The 17460-nt window shown below is 69.5% G+C and carries 20 protein-coding genes; 5 read left to right on the plus strand and 15 right to left on the minus strand.

What is annotated here, in order from left to right:
• The 6 genes from ACFYRH_RS21135 to ACFYRH_RS21160 form a co-directional block, all read right to left on the minus strand.
• The gene (locus tag ACFYRH_RS21135; protein WP_387777563.1) at positions 1 to 990 is read right to left on the minus strand and encodes a GNAT family N-acetyltransferase; all 990 of its coding nucleotides are present in this window, start codon (positions 988 to 990) and stop codon (positions 1 to 3) included.
• Positions 990 to 2093: an exo-beta-N-acetylmuramidase NamZ domain-containing protein gene (locus tag ACFYRH_RS21140; protein ID WP_387777566.1), complete on the minus strand. Its 1104-nt coding sequence runs from the start codon at positions 2091 to 2093 to the stop codon at positions 990 to 992. The genes ACFYRH_RS21135 and ACFYRH_RS21140 overlap by 1 nt, the downstream gene beginning before the upstream one ends.
• A gap of 103 nt (positions 2094 to 2196) precedes the next feature.
• Complete coding sequence (locus ACFYRH_RS21145) at positions 2197 to 2964, minus strand: alpha/beta fold hydrolase (RefSeq protein ID WP_387777569.1); 768 nt, start codon at positions 2962 to 2964, stop codon at positions 2197 to 2199.
• Positions 2965 to 2975: 11 nt separating this feature from the next.
• Positions 2976 to 3269 carry a hypothetical protein gene (locus ACFYRH_RS21150; protein WP_387777572.1) on the minus strand — a complete coding sequence of 98 codons (294 nt, stop codon included), beginning with the start codon at positions 3267 to 3269 and terminating at the stop codon, positions 2976 to 2978.
• A 55-nt stretch (positions 3270 to 3324) separates the two neighbouring features.
• The gene (locus tag ACFYRH_RS21155; RefSeq protein WP_387777575.1) at positions 3325 to 4716 is read right to left on the minus strand and encodes a M28 family metallopeptidase; all 1392 of its coding nucleotides are present in this window, start codon (positions 4714 to 4716) and stop codon (positions 3325 to 3327) included.
• 89 nt (positions 4717 to 4805) lie between these two features.
• Positions 4806 to 5831, minus strand: coding sequence for a fatty acid desaturase family protein (locus tag ACFYRH_RS21160; protein WP_387777578.1), 1026 nt, complete (start codon positions 5829 to 5831; stop codon positions 4806 to 4808).
• A gap of 191 nt (positions 5832 to 6022) precedes the next feature.
• Here ACFYRH_RS21160 and ACFYRH_RS21165 point away from each other — a divergent pair, with 191 nt between their 5' ends.
• The gene (locus ACFYRH_RS21165) at positions 6023 to 7324 is read left to right on the plus strand and encodes a sensor histidine kinase (RefSeq protein WP_387777581.1); all 1302 of its coding nucleotides are present in this window, start codon (positions 6023 to 6025) and stop codon (positions 7322 to 7324) included.
• Positions 7276 to 7923, plus strand: coding sequence for a response regulator (locus ACFYRH_RS21170; protein WP_387777584.1), 648 nt, complete (start codon positions 7276 to 7278; stop codon positions 7921 to 7923). The genes ACFYRH_RS21165 and ACFYRH_RS21170 overlap by 49 nt, the downstream gene beginning before the upstream one ends.
• A 4-nt stretch (positions 7924 to 7927) precedes the next feature.
• On the opposite strand, the gene ACFYRH_RS21175 is transcribed toward ACFYRH_RS21170, so the two are convergent.
• The 4 genes from ACFYRH_RS21175 to ACFYRH_RS21190 all read right to left on the minus strand — a co-directional run bounded on the left by ACFYRH_RS21175 (position 7928) and on the right by ACFYRH_RS21190 (position 11240).
• Complete coding sequence (locus ACFYRH_RS21175; protein WP_387777587.1) at positions 7928 to 8659, minus strand: amino acid ABC transporter ATP-binding protein; 732 nt, start codon at positions 8657 to 8659, stop codon at positions 7928 to 7930.
• On the minus strand, positions 8656 to 9540 hold the full coding sequence (locus tag ACFYRH_RS21180; RefSeq protein WP_387777590.1) for an amino acid ABC transporter permease: 885 nt from the start codon (positions 9538 to 9540) through the stop codon (positions 8656 to 8658). Before ACFYRH_RS21180 ends, ACFYRH_RS21175 begins: the two co-directional genes overlap by 4 nt.
• Before the next feature lie 73 nt (positions 9541 to 9613).
• Entirely contained in the window at positions 9614 to 10471 is an 858-nt protein-coding gene (locus tag ACFYRH_RS21185) for an ABC transporter substrate-binding protein (RefSeq protein WP_387777593.1), read from the minus strand.
• Between the two features lie 10 nt (positions 10472 to 10481).
• Positions 10482 to 11240 (minus strand): helix-turn-helix domain-containing protein, encoded by a 759-nt coding sequence (locus ACFYRH_RS21190; RefSeq protein ID WP_387777596.1) that lies wholly within the window; start codon positions 11238 to 11240, stop codon positions 10482 to 10484.
• Positions 11241 to 11328: 88 nt separating this feature from the next.
• Here ACFYRH_RS21190 and ACFYRH_RS21195 point away from each other — a divergent pair, with 88 nt between their 5' ends.
• A complete protein-coding gene (locus ACFYRH_RS21195) occupies positions 11329 to 12111 on the plus strand; it encodes a phytanoyl-CoA dioxygenase family protein (RefSeq protein ID WP_387777599.1) in 783 nt (260 codons plus the stop codon).
• On the opposite strand, the gene ACFYRH_RS21200 is transcribed toward ACFYRH_RS21195, so the two are convergent.
• From ACFYRH_RS21200 to ACFYRH_RS21220, 5 genes are all read right to left on the minus strand, one after another.
• Positions 12090 to 12782: an ROK family protein gene (locus tag ACFYRH_RS21200; protein ID WP_387777602.1), complete on the minus strand. Its 693-nt coding sequence runs from the start codon at positions 12780 to 12782 to the stop codon at positions 12090 to 12092. The genes ACFYRH_RS21195 and ACFYRH_RS21200 overlap by 22 nt on opposite strands.
• 70 nt (positions 12783 to 12852) lie before the next feature.
• Positions 12853 to 14628 (minus strand): 3-hydroxyacyl-CoA dehydrogenase family protein, encoded by a 1776-nt coding sequence (locus ACFYRH_RS21205; protein ID WP_387777606.1) that lies wholly within the window; start codon positions 14626 to 14628, stop codon positions 12853 to 12855.
• A 64-nt stretch (positions 14629 to 14692) separates the two neighbouring features.
• Positions 14693 to 15148, minus strand: a complete 456-nt coding sequence (locus ACFYRH_RS21210) for an NUDIX domain-containing protein (protein ID WP_387777609.1) — start codon at positions 15146 to 15148, stop codon at positions 14693 to 14695.
• Positions 15145 to 16026, minus strand: a complete 882-nt coding sequence (locus ACFYRH_RS21215) for a class I SAM-dependent methyltransferase (protein WP_387777612.1) — start codon at positions 16024 to 16026, stop codon at positions 15145 to 15147. The genes ACFYRH_RS21210 and ACFYRH_RS21215 overlap by 4 nt, the downstream gene beginning before the upstream one ends.
• Positions 16023 to 16346 carry a hypothetical protein gene (locus ACFYRH_RS21220; RefSeq protein ID WP_387777615.1) on the minus strand — a complete coding sequence of 108 codons (324 nt, stop codon included), beginning with the start codon at positions 16344 to 16346 and terminating at the stop codon, positions 16023 to 16025. The genes ACFYRH_RS21215 and ACFYRH_RS21220 overlap by 4 nt, the downstream gene beginning before the upstream one ends.
• 49 nt (positions 16347 to 16395) lie before the next feature.
• On the opposite strand from ACFYRH_RS21220, the gene nucS reads away from it, so the two are divergent.
• Both nucS and ACFYRH_RS21230 read left to right on the plus strand, forming a co-directional pair.
• Positions 16396 to 17055 (plus strand): endonuclease NucS, encoded by a 660-nt coding sequence (nucS, locus tag ACFYRH_RS21225; protein WP_387777618.1) that lies wholly within the window; start codon positions 16396 to 16398, stop codon positions 17053 to 17055.
• Positions 17056 to 17173: 118 nt separating this feature from the next.
• Positions 17174 to 17455 (plus strand): hypothetical protein, encoded by a 282-nt coding sequence (locus tag ACFYRH_RS21230; protein ID WP_387778326.1) that lies wholly within the window; start codon positions 17174 to 17176, stop codon positions 17453 to 17455.
• Positions 17456 to 17460 lie beyond the last annotated feature (5 nt).

Below are 17460 nucleotides of genomic sequence, written 5' to 3' on the forward strand. Positions count from 1 at the left end.
TCATTCCTTCCCGCCAGCCGGGAGCAACGGCGCCCGGAGGATGGTGAACGTGCGGGTGATCTCGAAACCCGTCTTCAGGTACAGCTGCCCGGCCGCGGACTTCTCCCCGGTCCACAGGAACCAGGCGCTGTGGGCGCCGGCGGCGACCATCCGCTCGAGCGTCAGGTGCAGCAGCACGTTGCCGAGGCCGGTTCCGCGGGATGCCGGCAGCACCCCGAACGGACCGAAGCGGTCGATCACGCCTTCATAGGTCCCGTGCATCGCCCAGCCGAGGATCGCCCCGCCAGACCGTGCTCGAGGTGCTCGATCGGGTTGGCGTGCCACCACGATCCGATCCAGTGGTAGACCGGCGACGACGCCCTCGCGAATGGCGCGGGCCCAGTCCGGATTGAACTCCGCGCCGGCGATCGCGATCAGTGCGGTCAGCTCGTCGTCGGACGGTGTACCAAAGCTGTAGCCCTCGGCCGTCAGCGCGTCGATGCGCTTGCGCACGTCGCCCGGAATGGCATACCCCACCAGTCCGCGGTCCATCGCGACGGCGTCGTACCGGCGCTCGAAGCCCATCGCGCCGAGCAGCCGGGCGGCTTCCGGGTAGCGGTCCGCGTCGAGGCCGGGAAGGAAGTAGTTCGGCGTGTACGACGAGAAGTAGACCTCCGACCGCCCCTCGGAGCGGAGCCAGTCCGTTGCCGCCGTCAACAGCGCGCGACCGACACCCTGCCGCCGGTGGTCCGGGTGCACGAAGAAGAACGGGATCCAGCCGGATTCCGGTTCGAGATCGTCGCCGTCGGCGGCGATCAGCCGGCGGACGGCGTACGCGGCGCCGACGATCTGATCATTGATCACGGCCACCTGCAGACCGGCCGCGTCGAAGTTGCGGTCGAGCAGGAACAGGTCGCGGAAGCGCTGGTAGCTGATCGGGTCGGCCGGCGCGGCGGCCGTCCAGGCCGCGGCCAGCGCCGGCCCGTCGCCGACCTGGAACGAACGGATCATCAGGCAGGGGTCCCTTCGTAGCGCAGTACGCCGGGTCGTACCCACCCGGCCGGTGTGGTTGCCGCAGGCAAGAGCTCGACGGGGTCCTCGCCCGCCTCGAGGGTCTTCCGCAGCGAGTCCGAGCCCCACAGCTTGTCGAGTGACGGCAGCAACCCGAAGTCGTCGGCGTACAACTCGTTCAGCACCCGGAGCATCACCAGCGCGGTCCGCACCGGCTCGAACGCGTCCCGGTCCACGACGTGCAGTTGTACGCCGGACACCGCCTGTCCGGCGTACTTGCTGAACACCGGCTCGAACCAGGTCCGCCGGAACATCACGCCCGGCAACCCGCAGTCCCGCAACGCCGGCGCCAGCCGATCGTCGACGTACGGCGCACCGATCGTCTCGAACGGCCGCGTGGTCCCGCGGCCCTCGCTGAGGTTCGTGCCCTCGAAGAGGCCGGTGCCGGGGTATACCAAAGCGGTGTCCGGGGTCGGCATGTTCGGCGACGGCGGCACCCACGGCTCGACGCCACGCGCGTCCCGCGTCCAGCCCTCGAGCTCGACCACCGTCGCCGGGCCCAGCTGCAGGGCCAGTTCGCCCGCCGTCAGCCCGTGCCGGAGCGGGATCGGCGCCCGGCCGACGAAACTCTCGAACCCGGGCTGCAGCACCGGCCCTTCGACCCGGACACCGCCGAGCGGGTTCGGCCGATCCAGGACGACGAACGGCTTGCCGAGCCGCGCGGCGGCCTGCTGACAGTCGTACATCGTCCAGACGTAGGTGTAGAACCGTGTCCCGATGTCCTGGATGTCGAAGAGCAGGACGTCGACACCGGAGAACAGGTCGTCGAGCTCACGACCTTGCCGCCGGTACGTGTCGAACACCGGGAGCCCGGTGTCGGGATCCACTCCCTCGCCCTCGCTCGCACCCGCTTGCGCCGTACCCCGGAGGCCGTGCTCGGGACCGAACAACGCCGTCACCGGCAGACCGGCCGCACGCAACGCGACCGAGGTCGGCGTGAGGTCCGGCAGCACGCCGGTGAAGTTCGTGATCAGTCCCAGGCGCCCGTCGGGCACCAACCCCGGGTCGTCGGCCAGCCGCTGTGCGCCGGTCCGGACCACCATCGCTACCACCAACCCAGATCGTGGATCCTGCAGGAACTGGGTTGAAAACTTACCGACGACTTCAGTCGGAGGTCAATGGATTACGAACAAACGTTTACCAACCTCACGGAAGGAACGGCACGAGCGCGTCCAGGAAGTCGTCGAGGCGCTCGGCGTGGACCCAATGGCCCGCCTCCGGAACCTCGGCGTACCGGACCTGCGGGAAGTACTCCGCGATCGTCGCACGGTGGTCCTGCTGGACGTAGTCCGACTTGCCGCCGTAGATGAACAGGGTCGGCCCGTCGTACACCAGGCCGGCCGTGTCGGCGGGCCAGCCGGAGATGGCCGGCAGCGCGGCCTCGATCACCGGCAGGTTCGGCCGCCAGCGCGCGCCCGCGTCGTCGAGGATCAGGTTCTGCAGCAGGAACGCCCGCGTCCCCGGCGTCGGTACGGCGTCCACGAGCTGCGCGTCGACGTCGGCGCGCCGGGTCACCGACGACAGATCCGCGTCCCGCATCGCCCGCGCGTACTCCACGAACGCCGGCGGGTACGCGACCGGCGCCGCGTCGACGACCACGAGCCGCTCCACCACCGCCGGGTGCCGCAGCGCCGTCAGCATCGCCGTCTTGCCGCCCATCGAGTGCCCGACCAGCGCGACCGGCCCGACCCCGAGCGACTCGATCGTCTCCCGGACGTCGTCGGCCATCTCCGGGTAGCTCATCGTGTCGACGTGCGGCGAGGTGCCGTGGTTGCGCAGGTCGAAGGCGAACACCCGGTGCCGGTCCGCGAGCCGCCGGGCCGCGGTCATCCAGTTCCGGCTCGAGCCGAACAGCCCGTGCATCACCACGACCGGCGTACCAGTTTCGCCGTACGACGTCACCGGGAGCTTCATGCAGACACCTTTCAACGGCTCCGTTGCCAGCACGCGGTGTGCCAGTGGCGCCGCTCGTCCAGCGACTGCGCACCGCCGATCGCACCGAGCAGGCTGGGGTTCTCCGGCCACACGACGACATGCGGCGTGGCCGGCGGGATCTGCTGGTCGCAGCCCGGGCAGCGGTAAGACTTCGCGGACGCGGACCCGGACACCCGCCGGACGATCCACTCACCGCCGGCCTTCACCTCACGGCTCTGGGTACCGCCGAGCAGCGGCCGGTCGCTGACCGGCCGCTGCCACTTGGAAGGCTTCCTGCGCGACATAGCCCCTCAAGGCTAGTCCTATGACCCAGGTCACCCTGCGTTGCTCGCCCCGGGCTCAGCCGCGCGCGACCTCGTACGTCGCGCAGCCGATCAGCTCCATCGACACCTGAAGACGCTCCAGGCTGACGTTCTTCGCGATGGTGTCCTCCGGCGAGTGGTACGGCGGCTCGAGGTACGACGGCGCCAGCTCGCCACGCCACGAGAAGTTGGCGGACGCGATCCCGACCTCCTGGAACGACTGGTGATCGGACGCCCCACGCTGCACGGGTCCGACGAGCTGAGCGTCGTACCCGAGCCGTTGCCCGGCGGCCCGTACGGCGTCGGTCGCGGTGTTGGCGAGTCCGGTGAACGACAACAGCCAGTAGGTGACGGCCGGGTCCCAACTCGTGGCGACCATGTCGTTCTGGAAGACGGCGGCGTAGCGGTCGCGCTGGTCCTGGGCGAGCTGCGCGACGTGGTACCGGGAGCCGATCAGGCCTTGCTCCTCCGAGCCCCAGAGGGCGAATCGCAAGGTCGCGTCGGTGGGGATCCGGCTGAAGACGCGCGCCAACTCCATCGTGAGCACGGTCCCGGAGCCGTCGTCGTTCGCGCCGGGTGCGCCCGGGACGGTGTCGTAGTGGCCGCTGACCATCACGATCGGCCCGTTCGCGCCGGACTTGCCGCGGCGCTCGCCGATCACGTTGTTCGAGATCAGTCCGCGATGTGCCGTCGTACTGATCTTCAACGGCAACGAGGTGACCACGGCGAGGGCCTCGCGGATCAGGCGCTTCTGGACCTGGGCGACGCCGATCACCGGGATCGGGGCGTCGGTGAGGCCGCTCGGGGAGAACGCCGACGCGCGGCGCGGGTACACCTGGTCGGCCGGCAGCAGGATCACGCCGACGGCACCACGCGCGGCGGCCTCCGCGACCAGGGCCGGCCGGGCCGCGGCCGTGTCGTCGGCGATCACGACGGAGCCGGCGACATCGGCCGGCCAGACCGGCGCGGTCGCCGGCCCGACGTCCCGCACCGGGCCTTGGACGGTGACGTCGAGCTTGCCGCCAGGCGCGGCGCCGGCCTGCCAGCACAGGTCGTCCGGCAGCAGGCCACGGACGTCGGTGATCTGGGCGAGGAACTTGTCCGCGACCGGGAACGGTTCGAGCCGGGTCCGGTAGCCGAACTTGTCGAGCTGACTGGCGATGTAGTCCGCGGCACGCTTCTCGCTCGCCGTACCGCCGATGCGTGGACCGATGTGCTCGGACAGCACCTGGAGGTGCTCGAGGGCACGATCGGAGGACAGGCCGGACACGATCTGCCGGTCGTACCTGTCCAGCTTCGGCCGGGTCACCGCACCCGGCCGAAGGTCGTCGGCGCCCCACGCGGGCGCGGCGGTCAGTGCGGAGGCAGCGGTCACGCCGGCGACAGCGCCTAACAAACCGCGGCGACTCAGACCGGATCTATCGGCCATGAAAGGTCTCCTCACAAAGAGTGGGCGGCCCCGAGAGGGGAGACCGTAACCGACGTGCGACTGAGTCGCCTAGGGGTCGCTAGCGGTTGTCAGGCATTGCTTCGAAGTTCCTCACCGACGGCGTGCATATGGCGCAACCCCATTCGGTACGAATCGATCAAACCCGTTGAAACGTAGGGCATTCCGACCTTCTCGCAGTACGCCCGGACGATCGGCTGGGCGAACCGCAGGTTGGCGCGCGGCATGCTCGGGAAGAGGTGGTGCTCGATCTGGTAGTTGAGCCCGCCCATCATCCAGTCGGTCACCAGACCGCCGTTCACGTTGCGCGACGTCAGCACCTGCTTTTCCAGGTGACCCCAGTTGCTGTCGGCATCGGGCATCTCCATGCCCTTGTGGTTCGGCGCGAACACGCTGCCGAGGTGCAGCCCGAAGATCATGTGGTGCACGAGCGCGAACACCAGCGCCTGGGCCGGCGACATGATCAGGAACAGCGCGGTGAGGTAGATGGCCAGGTGCGCGGCCATCAGCCCGAGCTCGACGCGCTGCTCGCGGCGCCGGGCGAGCAGGAACCGGATGCTCGAGACCTTCAGGTTGAAGCCCTCCAGGGTGAGCAGCGGGAAGAAGATCCGCGCCTGGTTGCGGGTCAGCCAGCCCTCGAGACCCTTGCGGCCCGACGCCTGTTCGAGGGTCCAGACCAGTACGCCCTCGCCGACGTCCGGGTCCTTGTCGGTGTGGTTCGGGTTCGCGTGGTGGCGGTTGTGCTTGTCGTTCCACCAGGCGTAGCTCATGCCGAGCAGGAGGTTGCCGTGCAGCATGCCGATCCAGTCGTGCAGCTTGCGCGAGCCGGCGATCTGCTGGTGACCGGCGTCGTGCCCGAAGAACGCCGCCCGCGTGGTCAGGATCCCGAGCGGCAGGGCGAGCAGCACCACCCACCACGACGCCCCGACGGTCGCGATCGCCGCCCAGGTCAGAGCCGTCAGGCCGATGTTGATGCCGATGGCCATCGCGTACGCCGCAGTACGGCGCTCCAGCAGGCCCGCGGCCTTGATCTCGCGTAAGAGCGGGGAGAAATCGGAGCGGCGGGTAGCAACAGGTGACACGATCGGCTGAGCCATCAGGTCCTCTTCTTCGGGTGCGGGGGGAGGCCTGGGCGTACAGCCGCGGCCAACGTACAGCATCAAGTCTCGATCGCATAACGGCTCCGCACACGAGTGCTACTACCCGGATCCGCCGGGGTCTCAGGGCCCCGGGACATTGGGGGGATAACTCCACTGCTCCGGGCCTCACGCTCGGTCATGATGGAGGCATGACCACCGTCGCCGTCACCGAGGCACCGCCGCCGATGCGGTACCCGAAGCTCGCCCAGCCCTGGGTCGCGTTGTTCCTCGCGATCCTGGCCGAGGTCGGGATCGCGTTCTTCGTGCTGTCCGTGGTGTCCGTGCCACTGATCGTGGTCTGGGTCGGCATCCCGATGCTGCTGGTGTTCGTCCCGGCGACCCGCTGGTTCGCGAACTGCCACCGCACGATGCTGTCCGGCTTCCTCGGCGAGCGCATTCCCCGGCCGTACAAGCAGCCCCCGATGCCCGGCACGCTGATGCGGATCCGGACCATCATGACCGACCCGCAGACCTGGCGGGACATCGTCTGGCTGCTGGTGAACGCCGTCTTCGGGTTCACGCTCTGCCTGCTGAGCGCCGTGCTGTTCTTCGCGATGGCGTTCTACCTGGTCTACCCGCTGCTCGTCGGCGTCACCCCGGAGGGCGTCTTCACCGAGCCGTTCGGTGGCCTCTTCACGGTCAACTTCTGGTCCAGCTTCCTGCTGATGCCGGTCGCGCTGATCGCGTTCCTGATCTGGCAGGCGGCCGGCGAGCGGCTGCTCAAGGCGAACGCGTTCCTGGCCCGGTCGCTGCTCGGCCCGACCGAGAGCGCCAAGCTGGCGATGCGGGTCCGCGAGCTGGCCGAGTCCCGCGCCGAGACCGTCGACACCCAGGCGGCCGAGCTGCGCCGGATCGAGCGTGACCTGCACGACGGCGCCCAGGCCCGCCTGGCCGCCCTCAGCATGAACCTCGGCATGGCCGAGGAGATGGTGGCCCGCGATCCGGCCCAGGCCGCGGCGCTGCTCACCGAGGCCCGGGAGTCCGCGAGTACGGCGCTGTCCGAGCTGCGTGACCTGGTCCGCGGGATCCACCCGCCGGTGCTCGCCGACCGCGGGCTCGAAGGCGCGGTCAAGGCGCTCGCGCTGACCTGCCCGTTCAAGGTCGACGTCACCTTCGACGTCCCGGGCCGGCCGCCGGCGCCGGTGGAGTCCGCGGCGTACTTCGCGGTCGCCGAATGCCTCGCCAACGCGGTCAAGTACTCGGCCGCCACGAACGCCTGGATCCAGATCACCCACGAGGACGAGAAGCTGCACATGATCGTCGGCGACGACGGCGTGGGTGGCGCGGTCGTCAAGCCCGGCGGCGGTCTGTACGGTATCGAGCGGCGGCTGGCCGCCTTCGACGGTACGTTGACCGTGGTGAGCCCGAACGCCGGGCCGACCACCGTGATCATGGAGCTGCCTTGCGAGTCCTCATCGCTGAAGACCACGCCCTCCTCCGGGACGGCCTGATCCGCCTGCTGGAGGCGCACGACTTCGAGGTGGTCGAGGCGGTCGACAACGGACCCCGGCTGGTGCCCGCGCTGGTGGAACACCGCCCGGACGTCGCGGTGGTCGACGTACGGCTGCCGCCGACGTTCACCGACGAGGGCCTGCGGGCCGCGATCGAGGCCCGCAGCCAGGTCCCGGGCCTGCCGATCCTGGTGCTGTCGCAGTACGTCGAGCAGCTCTACGCGCGCGAGCTCCTCACCGGTGGCGGCGGCGGCGTCGGGTACCTGCTGAAGGACCGGGTCTCGAATGTCGCCGAGTTCCTCGATGCCGTACGCCGGGTCGCGGCCGGCGGCACCGCGATGGACCCGGACGTGATCGGTCAGCTGCTGGCCCGCAACACCCGCGACGAACCGATCAGCCGGCTGACCCCGCGGGAGTCCGAGGTCCTCGGGCTGATGGCCGAAGGACGCTCGAACGCCGCGATCGCCGGCGCGCTCTTCGTCACCGAGAAGGCGGTCAGCAAGCACACCAACAACATCTTCGCCAAGCTCGACCTGCCGCCGTCCGAGGACGACAACCGCCGCGTGATGGCCGTCCTCACCTACCTGTCGTCGCGTTGACGCGTTAGGTCCGGATCCGGCTGAGGAACTCGCGGGTACGGGGCTCGCGCGGATCCTCCAGGACCTGCGCGGGCGGGCCGACTTCCAGTGGGCGGCCGTGGTGCAGGAAGCAGACCCGATCGGCGACCTCGCGGGCGAAGGCCATCTCGTGGGTGCAGACGAGCATCGTCATCCCCTCGGACTTCAGCTCGCGGAGCAGGTCGAGGACCTCGCCGACGAGTTCCGGGTCGAGCGCCGAGGTGACCTCGTCGAGCAGCATCAGCTGCGGCGAGTTCACCATCGCCCGGGCGATGGCGGCGCGTTGCTGCTGCCCGCCGGACAGCTCGTCGGGTTTCGCGCCCGCCTTGTCGGCGAGTCCGACCCGCGCGAGCATCTGGAGCGCGCGGGACCGGGCCACGTCCCGCGGTACCCGGTGCACCCGGATCGGGGCGAGCGTGATGTTGTCCAGCACGGTCAGGTGCGGGAACAGGTTGTACGACTGGAACACGATCCCGATCCCGGACCGCACCTTGTCCGCGTCGGCCCGCGGATCCGTGATGTCCACGCCGGCCAGCTCGACGACACCGTCGTCCACGGTCTCGAGCAGGTTCACACACCGCAGCAGCGTCGACTTCCCGGACCCCGAGGCGCCGATCAGCACGACGCACTCCCCCGCCTCGACGTCCAGGTCGAACCCGTCCAGTACGACGTTCTCGCCGTACGCCTTGCGCACTCCACGGAGATTGAGCAGGGTCACACCGGTCCACCTCCCCCGCCGTACCAGCCCTGGCGGCGCGCGACGTAATCGGTCAGCCGGGTCAGCGGGATGGTCAGCGCGACGAACAGCAGCCCGGCGACGACGTACGGCGTGAAGTTGAAGTCCTCGGCCGTCTCCAACTGGGCGGCGCGGATCGCGTCGATCACCCCGAGCACCGCGATCAGGCCGGAGTCCTTCTGCAGACTCACGAAGTCGTTCAGCAGCGGCGGCAGCACGCGCCGGACCGCTTGCGGGAGGACGACGAACCGCAGCGTCTGGCGGTGGGACAGACCGAGCGAGCGAGCGGCCGCCCGTTGCGACGGGTGCACCGACTCAATGCCGGCCCGGAACACCTCGGCGACGTACGACGAATAGGTCAGCACCAGCGCGGCGCCGCCCCAGATCACCGCCTGGTTCGGCAGGCCGCGCAACTGCAGCGCCGGTACGCCGAAGCCGAGCAGGAAGATCACCAACAGCAGCGGCAGCCCACGAAAGACGTCCGTGTACGCCGCCGCGAACACCCGCAACGGGAAGAAGATCGGGCCCCGCAGCGTCCGCAGGACCGCCAGCGTCAGACCGAAGACGACGATCAGGACCGCGCAGACCAGCATCACCCGGATGTTCAGCCAGAGGCCCTGGGCAACGACCGGGAGCGCCTCCCAGCCGCGGTGCACGTCGAAGAACGTCGCCCGGACCCGCGGCCAGCCGGGCGTCGAACCGATGCCGACGACAACCAGTGCGAGCAGCACCACCGAGCTGACCACGGCGATCAGGGTCGAGCGCCGGGCCTGCCCGCGGCGGTACGCGATCCGCTCCAACTGCAGCGCCGACGGCCGCCAGTCGACGCGGTGCTGAATAGTTCGCTCGCTGCGCTCGCTCACGCCTCCACCTCGCTCCGCTCGCCTCCGGCATGAGCGATGCTGCTGGGTTTTTTTGTTCGCTCGCTGCGCTCGGTCACGAGAGCTCGGGGGCGCCCGACTCGGTGAGGTACTGCTTCTGCAGGTTCGCCAGCGTGCCGTCGGCCTTCAGCGCGTCGACCGCCTGGGTCACGCAGCCGGTCAGCTTCGACCCCTTCGCGAGCACGAAGCCGAACTGCTCGGCCTGCCCGCTCGACGACGGCAGCTGACCGACGATCTTGCCGTCGTCGAGCTGCGCCCCGGTCATGTAGAACGCGGTCGGCAGATCCACCACGATGCCGTCGATCTGCTTGTTCTTCAGCGCCTGGACCGCCAGGTCGTTGGTGTCGAAGACGGCCGGCGTCTGCTGCGGTTTCACCTGGTCCCGCAGCGCCGTGTAGCTCGTCGTACCGACCTGGGCACCGAGTTTGGCGCCGGCGAGCTCGGCGACGGACTTGGCGTTCGCGATCTTGCTCCCTGCGGTGGTGATCACGGTCTGCCGCACGTCGTAGTACCCGGAGGAGAAGTCGACGGCCTTGCGGCGGTCCTCGGAGATCGACACCTGGTTCACGTCCAGGTCGAAGGCCTTCGGTCCGGGCGCGAAGGCGGTGTTGAACTGGACCGTCTGCCACTTCACGTCGGCCTGCTCGAACCCGAGCTTCTTCGCCACCGCGTAGGTGACGGCCGACTCGTACCCCTTGCCGTTGCTCGGGTCGTTGTCGCTGAACCACGGCTCGTACGCCGGCTTGTCGGTCCCGACCGTCAGTTTCCCGGCGGTGGTGACCGCCAGCTTGTCCTTGCCGCAGGCATCCGCTCCCGACGGCGTCGACGACGCGGACGAGTCGTCCTCCGGCGCGCACGCCCCCAGCCCCACGACGGCCAGTACCGCCAGCCCCACCACTGCACGCGTTCTCATGCGCAGAACTCTAAGACCTCCGGCGGTACTCCGTGGGGCTTGATCCAGTGTGTAGACGGAAGCGGGTGGCGAAATACAACGGGTCCGCGTAGCCGACCTGCGCGGCGACGGAGGCAACGGAGCGGCTGGTGAGTTCGAGGAGGCGGGCGGCCGCGTCCAGGCGGCGGCGTTCGACGAACTGCTGCGGGCTGACGCCGAGCTGGTCGCGGAACAGGTGCGCGAACCGGGACACCGACAGATTCACCGCGCGCGCCAGCCGGGGTACGTCGAGGTTCGCGGTCAGGTCCTGGTCGACGAGTTCGATCGCGCGGAGCAGCCGGTCGTCGATCTGGACCGCCTTCGGGTTCTGGGTGTCGCACCACAACAGCGCCGCTTCGAGCGAGTTGGCGCTGAGCTGCTCGGCCTGCGGCAACACGCTGTGCTGATGCCGTACGGCGTCGCGCAGGTGCTCGGCGATCCGCTCGAAGGTGGCGGTCGCGGGCCGCAGCTGAACGATGCCGGGAGCAACTTCCGGCCAGTCGAGCAGCGGCAGCCAGTCCGGTTTCGGGTTCAGGTGCGCGTACCGGAACCGCCACCGGTCCCCGACCGTGGCGTAGTCGTGCAGGGTCCCCGGCCGGACCAGTGTGACGGTGCCGGGCTCGGCCGCGACGTGACCGAATCGTCCCCGGCCGTCGAGCGTCTGCACCAGCAGCCAGTCCGTCGTACCGCGACGCCGAAACGTGGCGTACTCAGGGCCTTCGTCGAACTCGCCGGTCACAAGCCGGCGCACGGCCGGATGTGGCGACTCAGCAGGATATCGAAGGTTCACAGCTCGATAGACTATCGCTGGCCGGGCCCGGCCGCCGCATTCTGAAGACATGACAGTGACCGAGATCTACCAGCGGGACGGCATCGTCCAGGTTCCCCAGCTGCTCGAACCCGCTGAGGTCGAGCGCATCAAGCAGGTCTACATGGAGCAGGTCGAGGCGGACCTCTCGCTCGGCCACGACGACGGCGTCCCCGACGACGACCCGCTGAAGAAGTACCCCCGGTTCGTGCACCCGCACCGGCGGACCGACACCGAGGCCGGCCGGATCGCGCTCGAGCTGATGCTCGACGACCGGATCATCGATGTCGTCCAGGCGCTGATCGGCCCGGCGCTGGCCGCGCAGTCGATGTTCTACTTCAAGCCGCCGGGCGCTCGCGGCCAGGCGCTGCACCAGGACAACACGTTCCTGCGCGCCGAACCGGAGACCTGCCTCGCCGCCTGGATCGCGATCGACGATGTCGACTCGGCGAACGGCGGCCTGAAGGTCGTCCCCGGCTCGCACCGGACCGAGCTGGTCTGCCCCGAGCCGGCCGACCTGAGCGAGTCGTTCAGCACCGCACAGGTCCCGGTACCCGATGGCCTGAGCCACGTGCAGACCAAGATGACGGCCGGTGACGTGCTGTTCTTCCACGGCAGCGTCGTGCACGGCTCCAAGCCGAACAGCACCGCGGACCGCTTCCGCCGCTCACTGATCTTCCACTACGTCCCGGAGGACAGCGTCGAGATCGCAGCCTTCTACAACCCGCTCATCCGGCCGGACCGCCGGGAGACCGTCCTCGCGGAGGCCATCGGCGGCGGCCCCTGCGGCGACTACGCCGAGATGGAGCCGTAAGCGGCGAGCAATCCCAGGTAGGCGGCGGACTTGTACTCCGGAGCGCACCGCGAACCGACCACCTCGAGATCGGCGGCGGCTTCGACAGCGCCGACGATCTCGGGGTACGCGCGCAACAGGCCGCCACCCAGGACCACCCGGTCGATCGCGATCTCCTGACCGCGCAGCGCGTCAACCACGGACGTGCTGACCAACTCGGCCTCGTCCGCCCGCAGCGGTGTCGGCAATGCATGGCCGCCGATCTGCGCATCGAGGCAGCCGCGCCGGCCACACCCGCCACATACCTTGTCGCCGTACGACGTCCGGTGGCCGAACTCGACCGCGACAACCTCGCCGTCGCGGATCCCGACCGCGCCGACGCCCGTACCGATCCCGACGTACACCGTGGTCCCGGAGGGCTGCCCAAGCAGCAGCCACTCCCCCGTCCCAGCCGCCTCGGCATCGTTCATCGACAGCGCCGGCGGTGACGGCATGCCGAGTTCGCGGCTGATGCACACGTCCATCCACCCGAGGTGATGGGCACCCCGAACCCGATCGCCCTCCACCAGCCCGGGTGCCGCGACGAGCCAGGGCAGATCCCGGTGCTCCTCCAGCCGAACCTCGCGCGGCGGCTCGCCTTCGCTGACCAGCAGCGCCTGCACCGACGAGCCCCCCACCTCAACCGTCAACATCCCCGCCACCCTAGCCGCGACCGGGGAGCTCTATCCACCGGATATGAGCGGTAGGACTCCCCAGTTGGGGTCAGCTGTAGTCGCGGAAGCCGCGACCGGTTTTGCGGCCGAGGTAGCCGGCGGTGACCAGGTGTTCGAGGAGGGGGGCCGGGGCGAAGCCGGGCTCGCGGAACTCCAGGTACAGCGTGCGCTGGATGGCGAGCGAGACGTCCAGGCCGACCACGTCAAGCAGCGCGAACGGGCCCATCGGCAGGCGGCAGCCGAGCTTCATCGCGGCGTCGATGTCGTCGACCCCGGCGTAGTGCGCCTCGAGCATCCGGACCGCGTCGTTCAGGTACGGGAACAGCAGCGCGTTCACGATGAAGCCGGCCCGGTCACCGCAGCGCACCGGGTGCTTGCCGGCGGCAACAGCCACGCCGGCGACCGTGTCGGCGACCTCCGGCGACGTGCTGACCGTGCTGACCACCTCGACCAGCTGCATCACCGGCGCCGGGTTGAAGAAGTGCAGCCCGACCACGTCGGCCGGCCGCTTGGTCGCCATCGCCAGGTCGATCACCGGCAGCGAGGAGGTGGTGGTCGCGAGGATCGCGCCCGGCTTGCAGATCTCGTCGAACGTCTCGAACAGTGCCTGCTTGACGCTGAGCTCCTCGACCACGGCCTCGATCACCAGGTCGACACTCGCGAGGTCGTCGAGCTTCGCCGTACCGGTCACCCGGCGCAGCGCCGCGTCGCGCTCCTCCGACGAGAGCTTGCCGCGCTGCACGCCCTTCTCCAGCGAGCGCTCCAGCACGGCGCGAACCTTGTCGACCTTCTCGGTACCGCGGGCGACGTACCGGACGTCGTACCCGGCCTTGGCGAGGACCTCGACGATGCCGACCGCCATCGTGCCGGATCCGACCACGCCGACCTGCTTGATCGGCCGGGTCCTCGGCCCCTCGGCCGAGACCGACGGCGTGTGCTCGTCGTCCACGACGACCGGCGAGTCCGGCGCCTCGTAGGTGTAGAAGCCGCGGCCGGTCTTCCGCCCGAGCAGCCCGGCGGTGACCATCTGCTTGAGGATCGGCGCCGGCGCGTGCAGCCGGTTGCGACCCTGCTTGTACATCGTGTCGAGGATCTCGTACGCCGTGTCCAGGCCGATCAGGTCGAGCAGCGCCAGCGGGCCCATCGGGTAACCGCAGCCGAGCCGCATCGCCGCGTCGACGTCCTCCCGGGTCGCGTACTTCGACTCGACCATGGACACCGCGTGGTTCAGGTACCCGAAGAGCAGCGCGTTGGCGATGAAGCCGGCCCGGTCGGCCGCGACCACCGGCACCTTGTCGAGGCGGCGGGCCAGCGCCTGCACGTCGTCGACCACGTCCGGCTCGGTGACGACGGTCTTGATCACCTCGACGAACTCCTGCACGGGCGCCGGGTTGAAGAAGTGCATGCCGACGACGCGCCGCGGACGCTGGGTCGCGACCGAGATCTCGGTGACCGACAACGACGAGGTGTTGGTGGCGAGGATCGCGTCCTCGCGGACGATCTTGTCCAGCGCGCCGAAGATCTCGCGCTTCAGCTCGAGCCGCTCGACGACTGCCTCGATCACCAGGTCGCAGTCCGCGAGCGCCTCGAGCGAGGTGGCGAACGTGACCCGGTCGAACAGCGCCTGCTGGTCCTCGACGGACAGCTTGCCGCGCTTCACGGCCCGGTCGGTGGAGTGCTGGATGTGACCGCGGCCGCGGCTCGCGGCTTCCTCGTCACGCTCGACGCCGACCACGGTCAGCCCGTTGCGCGCGAACACCTCGGCGATCCCGGCGCCCATCGTGCCGAGGCCTACCACACCCACTGTCGTCAGTTCCCGAGCCATGCTGTGCACTATGCCAGTCCTGCTGGTGGTCCGCCCATGAGTTGCGTCACCGGGGAGGTCAAGCTCACACGCCCTCGTCGTACACGACCGGCGTCTCCATCCAGCCCTCCAGGAGCCAGAGCGGATCCGGCGCGGCCTCCAGCGCGGCCGCGACCGGGCGGGGTTTGAGGTGCCGCTCGGCGAGCCCGGTCAGCGGCAGCCACACCGCGCGGTAGCTGCCGCTCTCGGAGTCGGCAGGGCTGTCCATCTCCGGACCGTCACCGGTGCCGAACTCGCCGCCGATCCGCTCGGCGAGGAAGTAGTGCTGCGTGCTGTCGCCGAAGTGCACGACCGCGACCTCGCCACGGATCTTCACCAGCAGCCCGAGCTCCTCGTGCGTCTCGCGGCGCGCGGCCTCGGCCGGGCTCTCCCCGTCCTCCACCTGACCGCCGGGCAGCACGTGGTACGTCCGGCCGTCGCGCACCCGCTCGATCGCCGCGATCCCGTCCGCGGACAGCAGCACGACCCCGGCCCGGATCACGACCGCACCGCCAGGACCTGGAACCACGTGCCGATCCGGGAGTCGGTCCGCTCCAGGCGCTCGACGGTCCAGCCGGTCGAGGTCAGCAGCTCTCGCAACGGCTCCTCCTGCCACAGGACGAAGTGCCGCGGCAGGTCGAGGTGCCGGTTCGACCACTCCTCCCCCTTGCCCTCGCGAGTGGCGAAGGCGAGCACCTTCGCGGCCCGCGCCGACTTCCGCAGTACGCCGGCAAGTTGCGCCCGGTCGAAATGCAGGAACACCGCGCTGGAGTACACCGCGTCATAGGGACCGCCGTACTCGCCGGTGATGGCGTCCAGCCGATCGGCGCCGTACCCGTCCGCCCGCATCATCTCCACGAACGCCTGCGCCGCGTCGGTACGCCGGACGACGTAACCGCGTCGCTCCAGTTCCGCGGCGTCGCGGCCGGTCCCGCTACCGAGCTCCAGTACCCGCGCCCCCGGGCCGACCCGGGCGGCGAGCAGGTCGATCAGGTCGTGGTTGGGATCCTCCGGGATCGTGGCACGGAACTTGTCCGCGGCCCGCTCGTACGCCGCGAGCGTGACCTCGTTGTCCGAAGGAACCCGCGTCCAGCCGTCACCGGTGTGCTCGACGATCGCCGGGAGTTTGAAGCCGAGGTTCAGGCCGAGGACGACCACCGTCTCGCCGCGGTGCAGGTCCGCGATCGACTGCAGTTCCGCGTCCGGGTGCCGGGTGAGTTCCGGTACGACGGTCAGCTGGACACCGAGGCGCTCCGCCAGTCGCGAACCGGCGGCCGCCTCGAACGGACCGGCGTACACCTGGGCGACACGTTCCGCGACGGCCGCGTCCTGGGTGTCTCCGGGCAGCAGCAGGATCCGGGCCGGGCACATGAGGTTCATCGGCCGACGTACTCCAGGGCGTCGGCGGCGTAGTCGGGCCAGACCACCGACTGGTCGAGCGGGATCTTCACCCACTCCTTCATCGGGCGGCCCATGCCGGGATCGAACTGCTCGACGCCCGGCAGCGCGAGCGCCTGCGCACGCTTCGCGGGCGGGAGTTTGAAGGTCATCGCGTCGCCGAACATCCCGGCGAGCACCTTCTTGCCAACCTTGAGACAGGGCATACCGAACATGCTTCCCCGGAGCACGCCGGCCGACTCCAGTCCCGCCGCGACCGCGTCGTACTCGGCGATCGCCCGCTCGCTCACCTTCGGCATCATGCTCACCACCCTCCCACCCGAAGCGGTCCGTGCACTACGGTGCTTTCTCGTGCGCTTGGTGATTGCTACGTGTTCTGTCGACTACTCGGGGCGGCTGACGGCTCATTTGCCGATGGCGCCGCGGCTACTGATGGTGAAGGCGGACGGATCGGTGCTGATCCACGCCGACGGCGGGTCGTACAAGCCGCTGAACTGGATGTCGCCGCCGTGCAAGCTGGTCGAGGAGGACAACGTCTGGAGCGTCACCAACAAGGCTGGTGAGGAGCTCCGGATCACCATCGAGGAGGTGCACAGCGACACCGCCTACGAGCTCGGCACCGATCCGGGGCTGATCAAGGACGGTGTCGAGGCGCACCTGCAGGAACTGCTCGCCGAACACGTCACCACCTTCGGCGAGGGCTGGACGCTGGTACGCCGGGAGTACCCGACCGCGATCGGCCCGGTCGACCTGCTGCTCCGGGACGCCGACGGCAAGCACGTCGCGGTCGAGATCAAGCGCCGCGGCGAGATCGACGGCGTCGAGCAGCTGACCCGGTACGTCGAGCTGCTCAACCGCGACCCGCTGCTCGCCCCGGTCCGCGGGATCTTCGCCGCGCAGCTGATCAAGCCCCAGGCCCAGTTCCTGGCCACCGACCGCGGCCTGGAGTGCCTGACGGTCGACTACGACGTCCTCCGCGGCATGGAGTCCGACGTACTGCGCCTGTTCTGACCACCGGACCTCTTCTGAACTACCGGGCTTGTTCTAACTACTGACAAAGCAGTGAATTTGCCCGATTTCGGGCAGAAGCTTTGCGCTGACCCGGGAAACACTGCATGGTTGACGGGTGATCAGTGAGGCGGCGGCCGTGGAGCCGGTCGACGAGCTGGCCGACCAGGTCAGCCGGACGACGGGTCTGTCGGCGGATGTCGCGCGGCGCGTGGTCGCCGACGTACTGGCCTACTTCACCGAGACGACCGAGGAGTACGTCCGGCGCCGGCACCGTGAGCTGCAGACCTACGGCGCCCGCAACGACGAGATCTTCGCGCGCCTCGGCACCGAGCTCCGGCAGTGGCCGGTTCGCTCACCCGAACTCTCCGCCCGGCAGCTGCGACGGATCGTCTACGGCTGACGGGC

This window comes from Kribbella sp. NPDC004875, assembly GCF_042873375.1.
Lineage (GTDB): Bacteria > Actinomycetota > Actinomycetes > Propionibacteriales > Kribbellaceae > Kribbella.